This window comes from Cytobacillus sp. FSL W7-1323, assembly GCF_038595015.1.
GTDB lineage: Bacteria > Bacillota > Bacilli > Bacillales > Cytobacillaceae > Cytobacillus > Cytobacillus kochii.
In genome coordinates this window covers 1,207,132-1,226,091 of record NZ_CP151998.1, presented here as the reverse complement: position 1 = coordinate 1,226,091, position 18,960 = coordinate 1,207,132, and the positions used below count along the sequence as shown (strand labels likewise).

Below are 18,960 nucleotides of genomic sequence, written 5' to 3'. Positions count from 1 at the left end.
AAACACCTTTTTATACGATAGATTTGATATTATTTATGAGGAAATCAAATATACTTCTTGACTTTAGGCTGATACTTACGCATCGGACCTTTCCTTAAAACATCCTTTAAATATGATTCTCCATTTGGATTTTTGTTTTTCAGTAATTCTAGTAAATATGTAATATCATCCATTGCTCTATGATTTTGATAGTTTGTGATTTGGTGACCTTTTAAAAGCGTCAATAATTTACTGTTATAGAAACCATATTCTTTCCACGGGACCCCTCTCATCGTACAATACCATTTCAGTTCATTTACATCATTAGGGTACATTTGATAGAGAAAGCTTCTATCAAATGATGCATTATGAGCAAGTACGATATCCGCATATGCGAACATCTTCTTTATTTCACGATCATCAAAGCTTTTCCCCACCACTTCTTCAAAAGGGATGCCGTGAATTTTATAAGCTTGATTATAATTTCTTAATGCACTGGTGGTTTCCGGCTCTCTTAAATAGCTTCGTTCGTCTTTTATGGTAAGAATATCACCTGTCTGTTGATCAAATGAAAATAACTTCAAGGCGATTTCAATTACTTCATCATTAATTGGCGACAAGCCCGTTGTCTCTACGTCAAGAACAAGCCCTAACCCCTCATGTATTTGCACACTAACCCTCCATTTTCTTTTTTTGTTTAGCATATAATAGAAAAATAAAAATTGCTAGGAGAAAAAGAAAGGAAATCTTTTATTCTTTATCTAATTCATATTCATTATGGTTTTTAGAAAATAGTAGGCATCACCTATTATATTTTTCTTAATTTTCCGCATTTTTATTGTCAGATGCAAGGAAAACATATAAAATTTTCCTATACACTAAAAGGGATGTGAAAAAATGGTCATTACCACTCATTTTTTCCTTAATCTATCACTGTTAATTGTCATCCTATTTTTTCTGCTTGTATGGACTGAAAAAAATCTCGGTTTTCATTTTTCAAGAACATCGGCAACTATTAGTCTGGCATTGATGATTGGTATTTGTTATATTTTTTCATTTGAACCTGTGCCTGGTTTAATGATGGACCTAAGGATTATACCTGTAATATTAGGTGGATTGTATGTTGGTGTCGGCCCTTTACTCATAATTGTCGTTATTGCTGTAAGATGGTTTTACGGAATGAATTTAGGATTCTATGTAACTATGTTTGAATACCTTTTGCTGGGATGTTTGTTTTTATATTTATACCCAAGATTTAAACAGATTTCTGCCAATAAAAGAATTATTCTAGCTGTTCTTATTACGTTTATCTCTAGTATCGTTTCACTAATTTTATATGAATTATATGTACCACAATTACACTCACTTGATTTATGGTTTGCTCTTCTTACCATTCCAGCTCTTGGTGTAGGAATGGCAGTATATATTATTGAATTTGTCTTCAAAACAATCGATATGCAGAAAAAGCTTATTATCGCAGAAAAATTAGAAGCCGTTGAGCAAATGGGGGCAGCGATTTCACATGAAATTAGGAATCCACTCACAGCTGCTGCAGGATTTGTTCAATTATTAAAAGAACAAACACTTTCCCCTTCAAAAAGAAATGAATACTTAGAAATCGTCCAACATGAACTGGCATCAGCAGAACGTGTCATTCAAAACTATCTAACTTTTTCTAAACCTGGACTAGATAAAATTGAAACAATGAACGTAAAGAAAGAACTAGGTCATGTCATTAGTATACTACGCCCGATAGCTAATCAAAATTCGGTAGAAATAACAACTAATTTTTCTATCATAGGTGACATCGAAGGCGATCGACAAAAGTTTCAGCAATGCTTCTTAAACGTTATTAAAAACGCCATAGAATCGATGCCAAGAGGTGGCCAACTATACATAAGCTCTAATTATTCCTCTACGCACATTAGAATCGAAGTTCAAGATACAGGGCTCGGTATGACAGAAGATCAAATTCGTCGCCTAGGAGAGCCTTACTATTCCACAAAAGGAGCAAAAGGGACTGGATTAGGAATGATGGTTGTTTTTAGCATCGCCAGAGCAATGAAAGGAACAATAAAAGTACAAAGTAAAATTAATGAAGGAACCGTATTCATCTTTACTTTTCCCTCCGTCCATCCCCATTCTTCCTAACTTCAATATTATAAAGAGCAGGGAATCCTAGCATAGCTAGTAAATCCCCTGCTCTTAGCGCTTCAATATTTGCTGACTTTTATTTATGATAAACCCTTTAGAACGAACCAAGCATGTGACTCTGCATAAGTTCGAACTTCTTCAAAGTCTTTAACATAGCCTTTATGGTGTTGAATAAAACCATGTAGGGCAATGAAGGCAGAATAAATAAGTGATTCTTCAGTTTGTTGATCTTTTAATTGTAGAACAGCATATTCAAACCGGTAATAAGTTTTTTGGGCCATTTCTGTAATCGAATGCTTATCGTTGCTTGTATAAAAAGCAAATAACCCATCGTAACGGTGATGAAGGTTTATACCAAATTCCATGAAAGTAATTAAGATTTGTTTAAGCTTATCTATTTTATTATCATCACCATATTGAATAGTGACTAACATCTGCGTTAAATCATTGAAGTCTTCCTCAATTATTCGATATAATAAACCATCGATATGATTAAAATGAACCGTCAGATCCTTCACTTGGCATCTCATTTTCACAGCAATATCTTCTAAAGTAATATTTTGAAATGCATTATCAGTGACGAGCTCTTTAGCAACAGCCACTATTTTATCCGCAGATATGTTTTGATCATGGAAATGATTTGATGGCATATGTACACCCCCAACCCTATCAAATAGTAATTAAATTTTAGCATCAGGGTTGGTAAGAAACAATCATTAATCTACATATAAGATAATATTTGCTCAGTCATTTTCTTTCCTTGTTTCTGTTCTCTTTCATCTACTACCCACCCATCGCCTACATGTTTTAAAGTAATCATCTCATTCAATCCTATTTTATTTTTATAGAGAATTAAGATTTCCTCTTTATTAAAGTAGATGAGTGGTTGAATGGTATTTTTATACTTTGATGTTGATTTTTCATTAATATCCTTAACTAATTGCGTTACTGGTCCAAGACGATCATTCCAACCATTGTTGCTAGCTAGAAATTGAAATTGGTTAAATCGTGTTTGACGATAACTGCGCCATTTTTTTTTGAAGCTATGTTCAATGTCCTTTGCAACTTTCCGGTAGAAGTGATTCACTTTTTTCTCCTCCGCGTCTCCTTTATGTTTATAGGTAATGACCTTTGCTCCTAAAGGCGTTATGTCCAGTACAAGAGAATCTTGTCCATAAGGAGGTAAATACTCTTTTTCATAGGTAGTTATTTCAAGTTTGACAATAATATGATACCCTTTTCGATTACGTTTGATTTTCTTTATCTCCGTGTCATACAGATTGTATTGTTTTTCATACCCATAAAATTGATGAATTTCTTCGGTAAGCACAGGAGCGAGAGAGGTTAAAAGGGCCTCAGATACGATGGAAGAATCTTCATTAGCTAATATACTATTAGGAAAAAGAATGAAAATAAGTAATAAAATCATTACTGTTTTCTTCATGTGCAAACACACTCCTTTATCCTTTATCCTCTCCCGCATTTATATAAGTAACGGCTGTAATTTCTTCCTATTTACTGTTTGACATTAATCTCCTTCGACCACTTATTTTCCGGGAAATTTTTAAAAATAAAATAGAAAAAAGGCGATTAATGTAAATCCCCTAAGTTCCTTTGTCATATTCACCTTAAAACAAAAAGAAAAAAGCTATAGTAAAAAAGTCTATAGCTCTCAAACACCCAAGAAATTTAGTTTTTATATCAGTTTTCTGACAATCTCCTTGCCAATCTCAATAGACGCCGTTGCAGCAGGAGATGGTGCATTTAATACATGAATCGCACGCTTGCTCGGCAGTATGTAAAAATCATCCACTAATGAGCCGTCATCCTTCAATGCTTGTGCTCTTACTCCTGCTGGTCCAGTTTTCAAGTCTGCCGCTTGTATTTCTGGCATAAGTTTTTGTACATTCTTTAAGAAAAGCTGTTTAGAGGCTGAACGGATCATTTCCTCAATCCCTTCCTTCATATAACCACTTGCCAGCTTCCAAAAGCCCTTATATGCTAACACTTCAAATAAATCCGGTAAGTGAATATCTGTCTTTCGGTAACCTTCGCGTTTGAAGCCCAATACTGCATTTGGACCGACATCAATCGCACCGCCAATCATTCTCGTAAAATGAACGCCAAGGAATGGGAACTTTGGATTGGGAACAGGATAAATTAAATGCTTCACTAGATGACGTTTTTCCTCAACCAGTTGATAGTATTCACCACGGAAGGGGACAATTTTCATATCAGTTAATAATTTTGCCTTTTTCGCAATCCGATCGGAGTGTAGACCACCACAATTGATATAAAATTGACCTTTTATATCTCCTTGATCAGTGATAACAACCACTTCATTATTATCCTCTTGAATGGCCACAACTTCATGATTAAGGAGAATATCTCCACCTTTATGGCGAATGATATCCGCCATTTTTTCAGACACTTGTCTATAGTTAACAATTCCTGCCATTGGTACATGAATGGCTCTTTTCCCATTTACATGTGGTTCTCTTTCCAATAATTCTTCTTTTTCCATTAATTGAATATCAAGTCCGTTCTGTATCCCTCTTTTATAAAGGTTATCTAATAGTGGCAACTCTTCTTCTTCACTAGCGACAATTACTTTACCGCAAATATCATATTCGATATCATTACTTTCACAAAAATCCTTCATGGATTGTCCGCCGATTTTAGCTAATCTCGCTTTCTCACTACCTGGCTTATAATATATGCCAGAATGAATAACACCACTATTATGCCCTGTCTGATGTGCCGCTACATGGCTTTCTTTTTCAACGATAGCAATCTTTAGTGCCGGTTTTTGTTCAAGTAGTTCTAACCCAACGGATAGACCAACAATTCCTCCACCAATAATAATATAATCATACATCCTTTTCACCTTCTATCATTTCTTTAAACCACATGCTTCTGCTAGTATCTCGACAATATGAACGACTTCAACCTTACTTTCTAATCCTTCACGCTTCACACCCATGCACATCTGCAAATGACAACCAGGATTAGAAGTGACAATTACTTCTGGAATCGTTTCTTTTACATAGGACATTTTTTCATCTAATATTTCCATTGATTCTTGATAATGAAAAACATTGTACGTCCCTGCTGAGCCACAACACATATCCATTTCCGGGAGGGGAATATACGTTGTTCCTGGTATACGATAAATTAACTCTAATGGCGATTTTTTTACTTTTTGCACATTTGATAAATGGCATGAGGGTTGATATGTAATTCTCTTTTCAACCTTCTTCGTAAATTCAATATCCAACTCTGCTAAAATCACACTAATGTCTTTACTTTTTTCAGCAAATCGTTTTGCTCGTTCAACCCATTCTGGTTCAGACTGAAGCAGTTGATCATATTCAACTAACATCGCACCACATCCACCAATACTATTAACAATATAATCATAGTGCTCTTTTTCAAATGCAACGATGTTTTCTCTTGCTAATTGTTTAGTGGTCTCGCTATCACCCTCATGATGCTGTAGAGCTCCACAACATGTTTGGTTTTTTATTACGGTTACTTCACATCCAGCATGCTGAAGCAACTTTATACTTAGATCATTGATCTTAGCAAAAAACACATCCATGATACATCCAGTAAAAAAGGCGACTTTTAGTTTTGTTTCAGTATCTGGGATAAGTGTGCCTTTTCTAAGTTCCTTATCAGGCTTTGTTATATTAGGTATAATGGCTTCAAATGCACGTAAATTCTCAGGTAGTACCCGAATCCCTTTTGTTACTTTGCCTAATTTTTCAATCCCAGATTGTTGATAAAACCTCAAGGAAAGATTCATTGTATTCAACATGCTCTTATTCGCAAGACCTTTTTTCATCGCCAAGCGATTGATAAGTGAACTACCTTCCTGCTCCATTTTCACTTCTTTATAAGAAGATAAAATTTTCCCGTATTGAACATTGGTCGGACAAGCAGTCTCACATGCTCTGCAGCCAAGGCATAATTCCATCGAATCTTCTATTTCTTGAATCGAAATTTTACCCTCAGAAGCCATCTGTACTAAATTAATTCTTCCTCTAGGCGAATGCCTTTCTTTTCCCATTGTCGTATAAGTCGGGCAGGCAGGTAAGCAATACCCACATTGGACACAATCAAATGTTTCTTCGTATGCTAATTGATTATTCATCGACTAATACGAGCCTTTGATTTTCATTTTCGGGAAAAACCTTACCAGGATTCATGATATTTTTAGGATCCCATGCGCTCTTCATTCTTTTCATCATATCTAATCCAGCCTCCCCTAGCTCCATTTTCATAAACGGTGTCTTCATTGTGCCGATGCCATGTTCGCCTGATAAAGTCCCACCTAATTGTATAGCTGTTTCGAATATCTCAGCTACAGCAAGTTCGACTCTTTTCATTTCCTCTTTATCCCGTTTATCAGTAATAATATTGGGATGGAGATTGCCATCACCTGCATGCCCGAATACTACTAGATCTATATTGTATTTTTCTTTAATTTGTTTTAGCCGTTTAAACATTTCTGGGATTTTACTTCTTGGGATTGTCGCATCCTCAGAAATCTTCGTTGGTTTTTTTCTAACAATCGCTGGGGAGACAAGTTTCCTCGCTTTCCAGAGTTTCGCTGCAGCCACATCATTCGCTGCTATCTGAACTTCTCGTGCTCCTACCATTAGGCAAACTTGTTCTACTTGTTTACACTCATCAGCAATCGCCACTGGATGACCATCTAATTCTATAAGAATAATGGCATCAACATCGGTCGGAAGTCCGACTGATTCATATTCTTCAACAGCTATAATAGATGCTTGATCCATAATCTCCATCTTAGAAGGTAATATCCCAGATGTGAGAACTTTTGATATGGCTCTCCCTGCATCGACAATATCGTCGAAAATGACCATCATCGTTCCAGTTGCTTGTGGCCGTGGAACTAGTTGTAGTGTTGCTTCAGTAATAATTCCTAAAGTACCTTCAGATCCGACTATCAGCTTAGTTAAGTCATAGCCAGTAACATTTTTAATTGTACGACCACCTGTTTTAATGACCTCTCCCTCAGGTGTAACGACTTCTAACCCCAACACATAATCCTTTGTTACCCCATACTTTAAGCCTCTTGGTCCACCAGCATTTTCAGCTAAGTTACCACCTATCGTTGACACATGCGCACTACTCGGATCAGGGGGATACATCAGCCCATATTTTTTCGCTGCTTTGTCTATTTCAGCTGTCAATACTCCTGGCGAAACAACAGCAATTGTATCATCACTATCTATTTCTAATTTTTGATTCCACTGTGAAAAGTCCAGGACCACTCCGCCATGAACAGGCAAGGGTCCACCACTTAGACTTGTTCCTCGACCTCTTGGATATAAAGGCACTCTATATTGATTGGCCACCTTTACGATAGACACAACTTCCTGTGTTGACATTGGCTGTATGACTAATTCAGGTAAATAAGTACCGAACGACCCATCATATGAATAAGAGACTAAATCCGCTTTTTCTTTTAACATTCTCGTTGGTGAATTTATGGCTTTTTGAAATTGTTCGACCATCTCATCTGTCAACATGATGGCACCTTCTTCCTTTACTTTTCTTCCCTTAATTTCTTTCGTACATTTTGTAGATGATTCTTCATTGCCTTTCTTGCATTTTCTTCATCTTGACTTTCAATCGCTTTATATATAGCTTCATGCTCAAGATAAACGCTTTCCCTTTTTCTTTGTAATCCTAAGTTCTTCTTTAATGAAAAAGCGACAGCCTTACGGTAAAGGTCACCGATATTATCCATGACCCCTACCATAAAGCTATTCTTTGTTGCTTCAATCATATATTTATGAAAATCTAAATCAGCTTGAAGACCCACTTCATCAGGGTTAGTAAGTGTCTCCTCTAGCCCTTTTAGCGCTTTCTTTATTTTCTCTAAGTCGGAAGAATCACGACGATTAGCAGCTAGAGCAGCGGCCTCTGTTTCCATTATCATCCTTAATTCCAATAATTCAAAAACCTCTTCTAAGGAAATATATTGCAATGTTAAGCGGTCCATCATATCGACAAGATGTAATTCTTTAACATAACTTCGGCCACCTTGTCTTGATTCAATGATCCCACTTGCTGATAAGACACTGAGTGCCTCCCTAACAGGAGCGCGGCTTACGCCAAATAATTTCGCCAATTCATTCTCAGAAGGTAATGGTTGATTGGGCGGAAACTCTTTGCTTTTAATTTTTTCATTTAATTGCTCTAATACTTGTGCCGATATCTTCTTCCGTTCAATTTTCATTTATTAATCTCCTTTACATATTCACCTCTACACCCTTACTTGTCTCCTTTCTTGTACGAATTAAATGAATACTGAATACAAGTGCACATACAGCCAGACCAGAAACATCAGTGATAATACCTGGTTTAATGAGCATCAATGCACCGAAAAATAATAAAATTCTTTCAATTACATGTAAGTAAGTATTCAAGTAATTCCCCATAGAAACAGCTAGCGCATAGACTCCTAGAGTACTAGTAATTAATACTAGTATAACAGAAAGAATTTCCACACTACCGCCATCAGGTGATTGGAGTAATAGTATTGGATTGTATGCAATCATAAACGGAATAATAAATCCTGCTAATGAAAGTCTTAAAGCTTCCCATGACGTTTTCATTGCATTTGCTCCAGCAATTCCTGCTGCCGTATAAGATGCAAGCGCTACTGGTGGCGTAATATTTGAAAGAGCACCGAACCAGAATACAAAGAAGTGAGCTGCAATTGGTTGTACGCCAGCCTCTACTAATGCAGGTGCAGCAGTTACAGCAACAACAATGTATAGTGCGGTAGAAGGTAATCCCATACTTAGCACAATACAAGTTAGCATAACGACAATAAGTATTAACCAAAGCTGTCCACCGGTTAAATCAACAATATTAAAAGCTAGTGTTGAACCTATACCTGTCATGGTAACAACACAAATAATAATACCGATTGCGGCACAAGCGATACCTACTTGTATTGTCCCTTTCCCTCCATCGATAAATGCTTCAATCATTTTCTTAATTGTGATTCTATTAGACTTATCTTTCGTTAACCAACTGGCAACAATAACGGAACCGATACCTGCAAAACCTGCAAATAATGCTGTTTTACCAATCAATAATGTTCCTATAACCACTATAATAGGAACAATCAGTACGCCTCTTTCCTTTAACACTTGTAAAACATTTGGTATATTCTCCTTACTAATCCCTTTTAACCCTTGTTTCTTCGCTTCTATATCAATCGCAAAGATGAGAGCGATATAATATAGAAAACTTGGGATAATGGCTGCGAGAATAACAGTAGTATAGGAAACACCTAAGAATCCAGCCATGATAAAAGCTGCTGCACCCATGATTGGTGGCATAATCATTCCACCAGTAGATGCTGCTGCTTCAACTGCGCCAGCAAATTTTGGTTTTAAACCAATTGATTTCATTAACGGGATCGTAAAAGCTCCTGTTGTGGCAACATTTGCTACAGCACTCCCACTTAATGACCCTGTTAAAGCACTAGATATAACAGCTACCTGTGCAGGCCCACCTCTTTTTCTACCTGCAATAGCTAATGCTAAATCGTTAAATAGTTGTGTCGCACCACTTGCAGATAAAAAGGCACCGAATAAAATAAACATAACGATAAAGGTTGATGCAGTTGATAATGTAAGACCCAAGATGCCTTCAGTGGTCATATATAAACGGTAAAGCAAACGTTCTAAAGAGAACCCCGCATGGCCAAATATCCACGGAAAAATTGTGCCAAATAAGGCATAGATAACAGAAATACCACAAAGGATTGGGATAAATAGACCTACAGCTCTTCTTGCTGCTTCAAACAATACGATAATAGTAATAGCACCGAAAATATAATCAATTAAAATTGGCTGTGAGCCACGATCAACATGAATGGTTGTATAATTAATAATTAAATAACCTACACCCAAGATTGCTAATGCAACAAACAAATAATCAGCTAATGTAAAACGCCCACTTTTTGATGAAGATCTTGCGGGATATAATAAAAATGTTAAAACGAGAATAAAACCTAGAAATATTAAGTTTCTATAAATCTCCTGAATATTAGAAAGTCCATTTGAATAAATGGAAAATATAGATAATAAAATAGCTAATATCGCTACAACCTTGGCATACGAACCATGCAATACACGCATACCTCCGCCAGCCTCTTTATCTAAGCCTTGTTGATTTGCTGTTACGGCATCCCCTTTTACATTCGACATTTTCTAACCTCCTTATTTTGCCTCTGGCGGAATTAATTCCTCAGGAATCTCTAAACCAACTTCTTTAAAGTATTTGTAAGCACCTGCATGTAAAGGTACAGTCACTCCATCAAGTGCTGTCTCTAAAGTAATTTCTTTTGCAGAATTATGCACTTCATACATTTTGTCTAGATTCTCATAAAGCGTTTTTGTTAACGTATAAATTGTCTCTTCGTCAATATCTTTTGTTGTAGATAAAAGGTTAGGCTGTGCAATGGTTTGGATATCCTCCTCTACACGAGGATAAGTTCCTCCAGGAATCGTATAAGGGTACCAAGAGTTTGAAACAGCGTTAATTTTTTCTAACTGCTCATCTGTTACTTCAAGAATACTAGCTTTGACATTACTAGCAAACATATCTGTAATTGCTGAGATTGGGATGCCGGCTGGTAATGATCCACCGTCTAATCTACCATCTCTCATTGCAGAAACAGTATCGTTATAACCGAGATACTCTGGTGATATATTAGCTTTAGTTAATTCTAACCCTTGCATCATTACTACAGTTGATTGTTCTGTTCCGCTTGCTTGGGGTCCAACGGAAAAACGAGTGCCATCAATGTCTGAAATGTTACCGGTTTCAATAGCATTATCCATTAACACAAAATGTTCTACATTGGGCCATAACATAGCCACAGTACGTAAGTCTTTATAAGGTTTACCTGCAAAACCATCATCTCCAGCATAAGCTTGAGAAGATATTAACCCTTGAAGAATAGCTAAATGAGCTTCTCCCTCTCTTAAAAGCTCGATATTTTCAATCGAACCAGCAGAAGATTGTCCACTTGCTTGAATTTTCTTATTCTTTAATTCATAACTCCATATATTGGCCATACCTACTCCAATCGGATAATAAGTACCACCTGTTGAAGCTGTCGCTACGGATAAAAAGGTTTTATCTTCATTATCAGCAGCCGTCTTAATACCAAAAATGGTAAGAAAAATAATAGCAGCGATTGAGATTGTAATTTTTATTTTTTTACCTTTCATAATTCTCCCCCTTTCACCAAATGAAAACGTTTTAATTTCAATCTTGTATTACAAGTATACAAGAAAAAATTAAAAAAACAACAATTATTCTAAAAATTTATTCTACAAAAACAATTAACAATTATTTGTAAAAAAAGCTACAGGATACTGTAGTGCTGTACCCTGTAGCTTTTTATTAATCTTTCTTTATAAATAAAACTTTAAGATAGTCTCCTTCGGGAAAAGACGGAATCGTTTTAAAATCAATAGGTAATGAATATTCTTCAAGAATCTTATACTTTCCATTACTTGTTGCAAATGCTTTTGAGACAAATGTTTTAAACTTTTTCATCGGCACATTACTTGCATTAGATGAAGCAACAATGATCCCTCCTTGATTAGTAATCGAGATAGCTTCTTCTAATAAAGCAACATAATCTTTTGCAACACTAAAAGTATGTTTTTTTGATCGTGCAAAACTAGGTGGATCTAAAATGACAAGATCGAATGATAAATTTTTTCTCACCGCATATTTAAAGTATTTGAATACATCTTCAACAATGATATCCTGTTCTTCATAATCAATACCATTTACACTAAACATTTCGATTGTCTTCGCTTTACTTCGATTAGCCAAATCGACACTCGTTGTTTTCACTGCACCGCCCAATGCAGCTGCTGCCGAAAAAGCTCCTGTATATGAGAATGTATTCAAGATTGTTTTACCATCGGCATATTGATCTCTTATTTTTTTCCTTACTTCTCTTTGATCTAGGAAAACCCCAACCATAGCGCCATCATTAAGATAGATTGGATAATTTATCCCGTTTTCCTTAACGATAATAGGAAATGTCGGCTTTTCACCACAAACAAAATCATCATCTTCTACATACAACCCTTTATGATTAAATCTTTTCTTTTCATAAATGGCCTTCACCGGCATACATTGCTCTAATGCCCTAATAATCTCTTGTTTGAATTGATAGATACCTTCACTATACCAACTAATGCAATAATACGTATCATAGTAATCTATTGTAACGCCTCCAACGCCATCGCCTTCTCCATTAAAAATTCTAAAAGCAGTCGTTTCTGGGTCGTTAAAAAGTTTTTGTCTATGATTTACTGCTGCCTTCAGCTTTTCCATAAAAAAGGCTTGGTCTATTCGCTCATGCTGGTTTTTCGTTAATACCCAGCCTCTACCTTTATTTTGAATTCCATAGTAACCTTTACAGAGAAACTGTCCCTTTTCATTCACTAGCTCAACAATCGTCCCTTCTTCCATTTGAGGAATTCGTTCAACAGATTGTTCATTTATTAATGGAAAACCTTCCCTATACTTCTTTATGTATGACGGTTTTACTGTTAACTTCATATACGCTCCACCTTACCAATCAATGATTTATTTATCGTACCACAAATAGCATCTTACAGACAAAGCCCTCTCAGGTTTATCTTGAGAGGGCTTTACCGTTTAACTTGCTTTATTCACTTCTTGAGATATTTCTTTCATATTCGAAATTGCATGTTGATATTTTTCTTCATCAAATTCATTCTCACTTTTCGCCACGGCGATTGTCGCGATTCCGTTACCAATCATATTCGTAATGGCACGACCTTCACTCATAAAGCGATCAACACCGAGTAAGAGTGCTAAACCTTCTAACGGAATAACTTGAATAGCTGCTAATGTCGAAGCCAACACGATAAATCCACTTCCTGTAACCCCAGCAGCTCCTTTAGATGTAAGCATAAGAATTAAGATAATCGTTATTTGCTGACCAATAGATAAATCTACTCCAAATACTTGAGCTAAGAATACCGTCGCCATTGAAAGATAAATAGAAGTCCCATCAAGGTTAAAGGAATAACCCGTCGGAATGACAAGACCAACAACTGATTTTGACGCACCGAATCTTTCCATTTTATCCATCATTCTTGGTAATACAGATTCAGAAGAACTCGTTCCTAATACGATAAGTAACTCATCTTTAATAAAACGTAAATATTTAAATAGGCTAAATCCATAATATTTACAAATGATGTTTAAAACGATAAAGATGAATAAGAACATTGTAATATACACACTCATCATCAACTTAGCGAGCGGTGCTAAAGAACCTAAGCCGAAATGTCCAATCGTATATGCCATTGCACCAAACGCACCAATTGGCGCAGCTTTCATGACATAACCGATAATCTTAAAGAACACATGGGATAACCGGTCAAGAAAATCAGTAATAACTTCTCCCCGTTTACCTAAAGAAGCAAGAGCAACACCAAATAGAATGGAGAAGAATAAAACTTGAAGGATATCTCCCTCCGCAAAAGCATTCACCATATTTGATGGTACGATATGTGTAACGAATTCGATCCAATCAATGCCTTCTTCAGCATTGGTTGTATATTGAGATACGTCACCTTGTTCAAGCTCATTAAAATTTAACCCGTCACCTGGTTTTACAATATTAACGACTAATAATCCAATAACGAGAGCAAGCGTGGTAACAACTTCAAAATAGATAAAAGCTTTCCCACCAACCTTACCAACTTTTTTCATATCTCCCATTTTTGCGATTCCTAAAACAATTGTTAAGAAAATAATTGGGGCAATAACCATCTTCACTGCATTAATGAAAGTAGTTCCTAACGGCTGTAATTCTTTACCTATATCTGGCCAAATTAAACCAACTAACACACCAAGTGCGATCGCTGTTAACACTTGAACGGTTAAGTTCTTAAAGATTCTTAAAAATCCCACATTAATCATCTCCTGTCACACTATCTATCTGACTATTCTTTGTAATTAGAATGATAGCGTTTTCAGAAAATGAAAAGAAGTTTATGGTCATAGTGAACATTTTGTTCATTTTGGTCTTATTAGTTGAGACAGTAAAAATGATTGGCATATATGGACTACTGCCAAGTTACATAATTTTAACCAGTAAAGGAGGAGAGTCCCCGATTACTCTTACCATAAGCATCTAAGTGAAATTTAAGGTCAAATTAGGGATAGATTAGACAAAAGAGAGCCACAATTTATTTAAGCTCTCTTTCGTCTAGTAATTTATTTTATGAATTCTAGTACTCTCTCTAACCATTTAATATTAAATTCCGCTTTATCAAATGCATGAGAAGCAATTAATTGGCTTGAGTCAGAGACTTTGTTATATTTTTCCTTTTCTTCTTTTTTCGTTTTTAATGTATCCCACTTTTCTTTTTCCTTTTGAATGGTTTGTTTCAAAATAGAAGCGGCTTCTTCTTTATTAATATAATTTAAGAAATGAATGGCAATATACAAATCTGCCACTTCCGTATATTTTTGAAAACAAAGATAGAGTTCTTCTACCAGATGGCCACGTCCCTCATTGGTTATCCGATAAAGTGTTTTTTCTGGGCGACTTCCTTCTTGTAACTTTTGTACAGGCTCTATCCAATTCTTTTTATGTAATGCTTCAAAATCATAATAAAACTTTCCTTCACTAATCTTTATGAAAGGCTGTGCATTCATTAGTTTTTTGCGGATATTATAAGGATAGTCTACTGAATGTGCTAACATACCTAAGATATATATTCTAATCATTCACCCGTTCACCTCCAAAAACGTATATAGCTATTTTAACTTATACTGGGAGATAAACGCATCTGATTCTTTCATTATAGTTTCAATTAATAAGAGCATGTTCGTTAATTAATCGGTAAAATCTGTATACTTAAAAATAAAAATACGAACCTATTCATTAGAATTTGTTCGCATTTTCCGAGAAACTATTCATTGTTCATTCTTTTAATTTCACCTTGAATCTTCACTCTATTTATTTCAAGAAAGTTTAAGAGGCAATGAGGTTAACGTTTGACCCGTCGCAGAATCAGTTAAGTTGGGCTCTAGTTCAAATGATTCGATAGGTTCGATTTTGGAAAAACGCTTAACTAAGTTTTCTAAAATGAGCTTCAACTCAAGTCTTGCTAATGGTGCACCTAAACAAAAATGAGGTCCATTTCCAAATGTAAGATGTTTCTTATTATTTTTTCTATGAATATTTAATTGAAATGGCTCTTCAAACATTTCCTCATCCATATTAGCCGCACTCATCCAGGCAACAACGACATCTCCCTTTTTCAACTCTACCCCTAAAATATTGTTATCCTTCTTCACCGTACGATCTCTTCGACTCATATGAAAACGATATCGTAACATCTCTTCGACCGTTCGATCAATATATTCTGGGTGGGCTTTTAATTCTGAAAATAACTCGTTGTCATCATATAAAAGGGCATAAAAGCTTGTTGAGATCATATGACTCGTTGTTTCTACCCCTGCACCTAATATAGCCATTGTCATTTCAATAATTTCAAAGTCCGTTAGTCTTTCTCCATCTACTTCCGCCCTAATGAGGTCAGAAATGATGTCATCTTGTAACTGCTGTCGCTTTTCAATGATGACTGGTTGTAAATAAGTAAAGAACTCTTTAATTGCTTGATTTTTTTGGTTATCGATTACATCCTTTTTGCTCTTATCATATGGTAGAAATAATATATCGACCCATTTCTTAAATTTAATTACATCGGGCTTCGGAATCCCTAATAAGTCTGACATTACCATTGCAGGCATAGGATTGGCTAATGCCGCTACGATATCTTCCGTCTTGCCCTTTTCTATTTGTGTAATTAAATTTTCAGCAATTTGATTAATCCGCGGTTTCCAATTTTCTAAACTTCTTGGAGTAAATGCTGATGCTAATAGGGATCTTCCTTTTCTGTTGTGTGGAGGATCCATTTTCAAGAAGTTCACTTTACTATTCATTTGCTTATCATCTTCACTAAACTTTACTGAAATCGTTGTACGGTCTCCTTCACTGGAGAAATGTTCATAGTCGCTTAAAACGGTCTTTACGGCATCATACTTAAATGCATTCCAAGTATCAGAATTCTCATTATAACTAATAGACCCACTTTCAAGCATCGATTTGTACCATTCTAACGGTTGGAATTGTTCTGATCTTGAATCAAAATGTTTAATGTCTTGTAATGAGATAATCTCTTTCATCTAACATTTCCTCCTCTTTGATCATTTGGAGATAGATTATATACTTTAATTAAAGTATATAATCTATCGTAAATTTTCTCCCTTTCATCGTCAATGCATGGAAAGTAGTAGTTTTACTATAGGGGCAAATGAACTAAAAAGAACTGTTGAATAGCTTTTACTCAACAGTTCTTTTTAGTTCATGATTATGTGATTATTATTCTATATTTCAGCACTACGTTTTAATCATATACCGATTCACAGGTCTCCCTACCCCACCATATTGTATATCTAGTACTATTACACCTTTTTTCTCTAAATAATCAAGATATCTCCGAGCTGTCACCCTTGCAATCCCAATACCGCTAGCCACTTCTCCAGCTGCTTGCGGTTGTTGTTGAACGGTTAGATAATTAATGACTTCTTTCAATGTAAATTCATTTAGCCCTTTAGGTAAATCTACCTCTACTTTCGTTACTTGTTCTGCATAAAGTAATTGATCAAGTTGCTCTTGCGACATTGTTCCTTCATTTTTTAAGCTTTCACGATACTGACGAAACTTCTCAAGTGCCTGCTTCATCCTATCGAATTTAAACGGCTTCATTATATAATCGATTGCTCCATTTTGTAGCATCATTTTAATCGTATCCTTATCTTTAGCTGCCGAGATTACGATTACTTCTGCATTAAGCTTTTGTTTCCTTAATTCGTACATAACTTTTAATCCATCTTTTTTCGGCATAAACACATCAAGCAATATTAAATCTGGTGAGAAATCTTTAGCAAGTCTAATGCCCTCTTCTCCGTTATTAGCAATGGCTTTCACATGAAACCCTTTTACCTTAGATATAAAACCTTTATTAACTTCTTGTACCATTGGATCATCTTCAATTAATAGTACTTGAATATCATTCATAAGTTAAACCTCCCCAAAGGTAATTAAAAAAGAAGTACCTTCATTTACCTTAGAAGTGACAGTTATTTGCCCTTCTCCTTTATCCACAATTTGTTTGACCAAATATAATCCGTAACCAGTCCCATTTTCTTTTCCTTCCGTGAATCCTTTTGTAAAAACTTTTTCTAAATTAGATTCTTCTATACCTATCCCATTATCTTCTACAAGGATGGAACAAATGTAGTCATCTTGTTCGATACTTATATCTATCATTTTTTCTTCCTGATCGAGTTGTTCGAAGGAGCCGAAAGCATTCTCAACCAAATTACCTAATAATAGAACAAAATCATGATGATCTAAATGAGGAGGAAAGTGATCCAAATTACTATTAGTATCAACTGTCACGATAATATCTAGTTCCTTCCCTCTCCTGATTTTGCTAATTAGGAGTCCAGCTACCGCATCGTCTTTAATTATTTCATGAAGAAATAAAGATATACTTTCTTGTTCTTCTGAAGCAGCAAATGCAAGTTGAAATGCCTTTTCTGGCTTTCCTAATTGGATAAGCCCAGCAATTGTATGCAATTTATTCATATGCTCATGATTTTGCACACGCAGTGCCTCAACAAAACTCCTTACACCAGTAAGTTCCTCTGCTAATTTTGCTACCTCCGTTCTATCTTGGAAAATAGCAACGGCGCCAATTAATTGGCCATCTTTATTAATAGGAATTCTCGTGCTCAAGATGCTTTTTCCACTCACCATAATTTGTTCATTATAAACCGGTTCATTTCTCTCAACAATTTCTGGTAAACGTGTATCTTCTAAAACGGAACGAATCGATAATCCCGTTACTTCTCCATTCACATTAAATATTTTTTTTGCTTTTTCATTAAAGATCGTAATTTTCTCATGATAATCGATCGCAATTACCCCTTCATTGATGGAATGAAAGGTTGCTGTTCTCTCTTCAAACATTCGTTTAATTTCGAACGGTTCTAAATCAAACATTTGCTTCTTAATATGATTGGCTAATATATATGAGGCAATAAACCCTACAATTAAAGTGAGGAACACAATAAATAGGATCTCTTTAGAAAAGCCAGAGACGATTTCCTTGAATGTTGGAATTTTATTACCAACCATTACCACACCTATTTGGTTTAGTTGTTCATCTTTTAATACTGGAATAAACGCTCTTAAATATGTACCATCTTCTCCCCTTGCTTTGGAAAAATAAATATGTTCGGCAAATGCAGGATCTTCATCACTACCAGTTGACACATGACCTATCATACTTCTAACTGGGTGTGAGAAACGGACTCTATCCATATTCATTACTACAATATAATCCGTATTATTAATGACCCTTATTTCTTCAACAATGGGGTTAATAATCTTCCAGCCCTCATCTCCCTCAAGTCCATCTTTTATATCTGCAAGCTCTGCTACTGTCCTAGCCGTACTCATTGATTCGCCTCTTAAGTCCAATTCTTCTTGTTGTTGCATATTTGCGATAACAACAAGCCCGCAAATAAGCAGTAAAAAGATAACAACCCCATATGATAGCAACGTTATTTTCCAACGAATAGGTATTTCCTTCAAACAAATCTTCCTTTCATTGCCACCTACAC

The 18,960-nt window shown here is 35.6% G+C and carries 16 protein-coding genes; 1 reads left to right on the top strand and 15 read right to left on the bottom strand.

Going from position 1 to position 18,960, the window contains the following annotated elements:
• Positions 1 to 44: 44 nt before the first annotated feature.
• Entirely contained in the window at positions 45 to 650 is a 606-nt protein-coding gene (locus MKX67_RS06375) for an exonuclease domain-containing protein (protein ID WP_095370127.1), read from the bottom strand.
• Between the two features lie 226 nt (positions 651 to 876).
• Here MKX67_RS06375 and MKX67_RS06370 point away from each other — a divergent pair, with 226 nt between their 5' ends.
• Positions 877 to 2,130, top strand: a complete 1,254-nt coding sequence (locus MKX67_RS06370; protein ID WP_307317566.1) for a HAMP domain-containing sensor histidine kinase — start codon at positions 877 to 879, stop codon at positions 2,128 to 2,130.
• A gap of 83 nt (positions 2,131 to 2,213) precedes the next feature.
• Here the strand turns inward: MKX67_RS06370 and MKX67_RS06365 are convergent, their stop codons facing one another.
• From MKX67_RS06365 to MKX67_RS06300, 14 genes are all read right to left on the bottom strand, one after another.
• Positions 2,214 to 2,783, bottom strand: coding sequence for a TetR/AcrR family transcriptional regulator (locus MKX67_RS06365; RefSeq protein ID WP_095370128.1), 570 nt, complete (start codon positions 2,781 to 2,783; stop codon positions 2,214 to 2,216).
• Positions 2,784 to 2,854: 71 nt separating this feature from the next.
• Positions 2,855 to 3,577 carry a DUF3888 domain-containing protein gene (locus MKX67_RS06360; protein WP_322910028.1) on the bottom strand — a complete coding sequence of 241 codons (723 nt, stop codon included), beginning with the start codon at positions 3,575 to 3,577 and terminating at the stop codon, positions 2,855 to 2,857.
• A gap of 252 nt (positions 3,578 to 3,829) precedes the next feature.
• On the bottom strand, positions 3,830 to 5,011 hold the full coding sequence (gene lhgO, locus MKX67_RS06355) for an L-2-hydroxyglutarate oxidase (protein WP_095370130.1): 1,182 nt from the start codon (positions 5,009 to 5,011) through the stop codon (positions 3,830 to 3,832).
• Positions 5,012 to 5,026: 15 nt separating this feature from the next.
• Entirely contained in the window at positions 5,027 to 6,289 is a 1,263-nt protein-coding gene (locus tag MKX67_RS06350) for a (Fe-S)-binding protein (protein ID WP_322910027.1), read from the bottom strand.
• Positions 6,282 to 7,697 (bottom strand): FAD-linked oxidase C-terminal domain-containing protein, encoded by a 1,416-nt coding sequence (locus tag MKX67_RS06345; protein WP_095370131.1) that lies wholly within the window; start codon positions 7,695 to 7,697, stop codon positions 6,282 to 6,284. The genes MKX67_RS06350 and MKX67_RS06345 overlap by 8 nt, the downstream gene beginning before the upstream one ends.
• Positions 7,698 to 7,714: 17 nt before the next feature.
• The gene (locus tag MKX67_RS06340; protein ID WP_095370132.1) at positions 7,715 to 8,410 is read right to left on the bottom strand and encodes a FadR/GntR family transcriptional regulator; all 696 of its coding nucleotides are present in this window, start codon (positions 8,408 to 8,410) and stop codon (positions 7,715 to 7,717) included.
• A 13-nt stretch (positions 8,411 to 8,423) separates the two neighbouring features.
• The gene (locus tag MKX67_RS06335) at positions 8,424 to 10,397 is read right to left on the bottom strand and encodes a TRAP transporter permease (RefSeq protein ID WP_322910026.1); all 1,974 of its coding nucleotides are present in this window, start codon (positions 10,395 to 10,397) and stop codon (positions 8,424 to 8,426) included.
• 12 nt (positions 10,398 to 10,409) lie between these two features.
• Positions 10,410 to 11,426 (bottom strand): TAXI family TRAP transporter solute-binding subunit, encoded by a 1,017-nt coding sequence (locus MKX67_RS06330; RefSeq protein ID WP_095370134.1) that lies wholly within the window; start codon positions 11,424 to 11,426, stop codon positions 10,410 to 10,412.
• Positions 11,427 to 11,601: 175 nt separating this feature from the next.
• On the bottom strand, positions 11,602 to 12,780 hold the full coding sequence (locus MKX67_RS06325) for a class I SAM-dependent rRNA methyltransferase (RefSeq protein WP_322910025.1): 1,179 nt from the start codon (positions 12,778 to 12,780) through the stop codon (positions 11,602 to 11,604).
• Between the two features lie 99 nt (positions 12,781 to 12,879).
• Entirely contained in the window at positions 12,880 to 14,166 is a 1,287-nt protein-coding gene (gene dctP, locus MKX67_RS06320) for a C4-dicarboxylate transporter DctP (RefSeq protein ID WP_233435288.1), read from the bottom strand.
• A 306-nt stretch (positions 14,167 to 14,472) separates the two neighbouring features.
• Complete coding sequence (locus tag MKX67_RS06315) at positions 14,473 to 14,988, bottom strand: PadR family transcriptional regulator (protein WP_322910024.1); 516 nt, start codon at positions 14,986 to 14,988, stop codon at positions 14,473 to 14,475.
• A 237-nt stretch (positions 14,989 to 15,225) separates the two neighbouring features.
• Entirely contained in the window at positions 15,226 to 16,452 is a 1,227-nt protein-coding gene (locus tag MKX67_RS06310) for a cytochrome P450 (RefSeq protein WP_095370137.1), read from the bottom strand.
• A gap of 214 nt (positions 16,453 to 16,666) precedes the next feature.
• Positions 16,667 to 17,347: a response regulator gene (locus tag MKX67_RS06305; protein WP_095370138.1), complete on the bottom strand. Its 681-nt coding sequence runs from the start codon at positions 17,345 to 17,347 to the stop codon at positions 16,667 to 16,669.
• A gap of 3 nt (positions 17,348 to 17,350) precedes the next feature.
• Positions 17,351 to 18,937: a sensor histidine kinase gene (locus tag MKX67_RS06300; protein WP_157734002.1), complete on the bottom strand. Its 1,587-nt coding sequence runs from the start codon at positions 18,935 to 18,937 to the stop codon at positions 17,351 to 17,353.
• Positions 18,938 to 18,960: the final 23 nt, after the last annotated feature.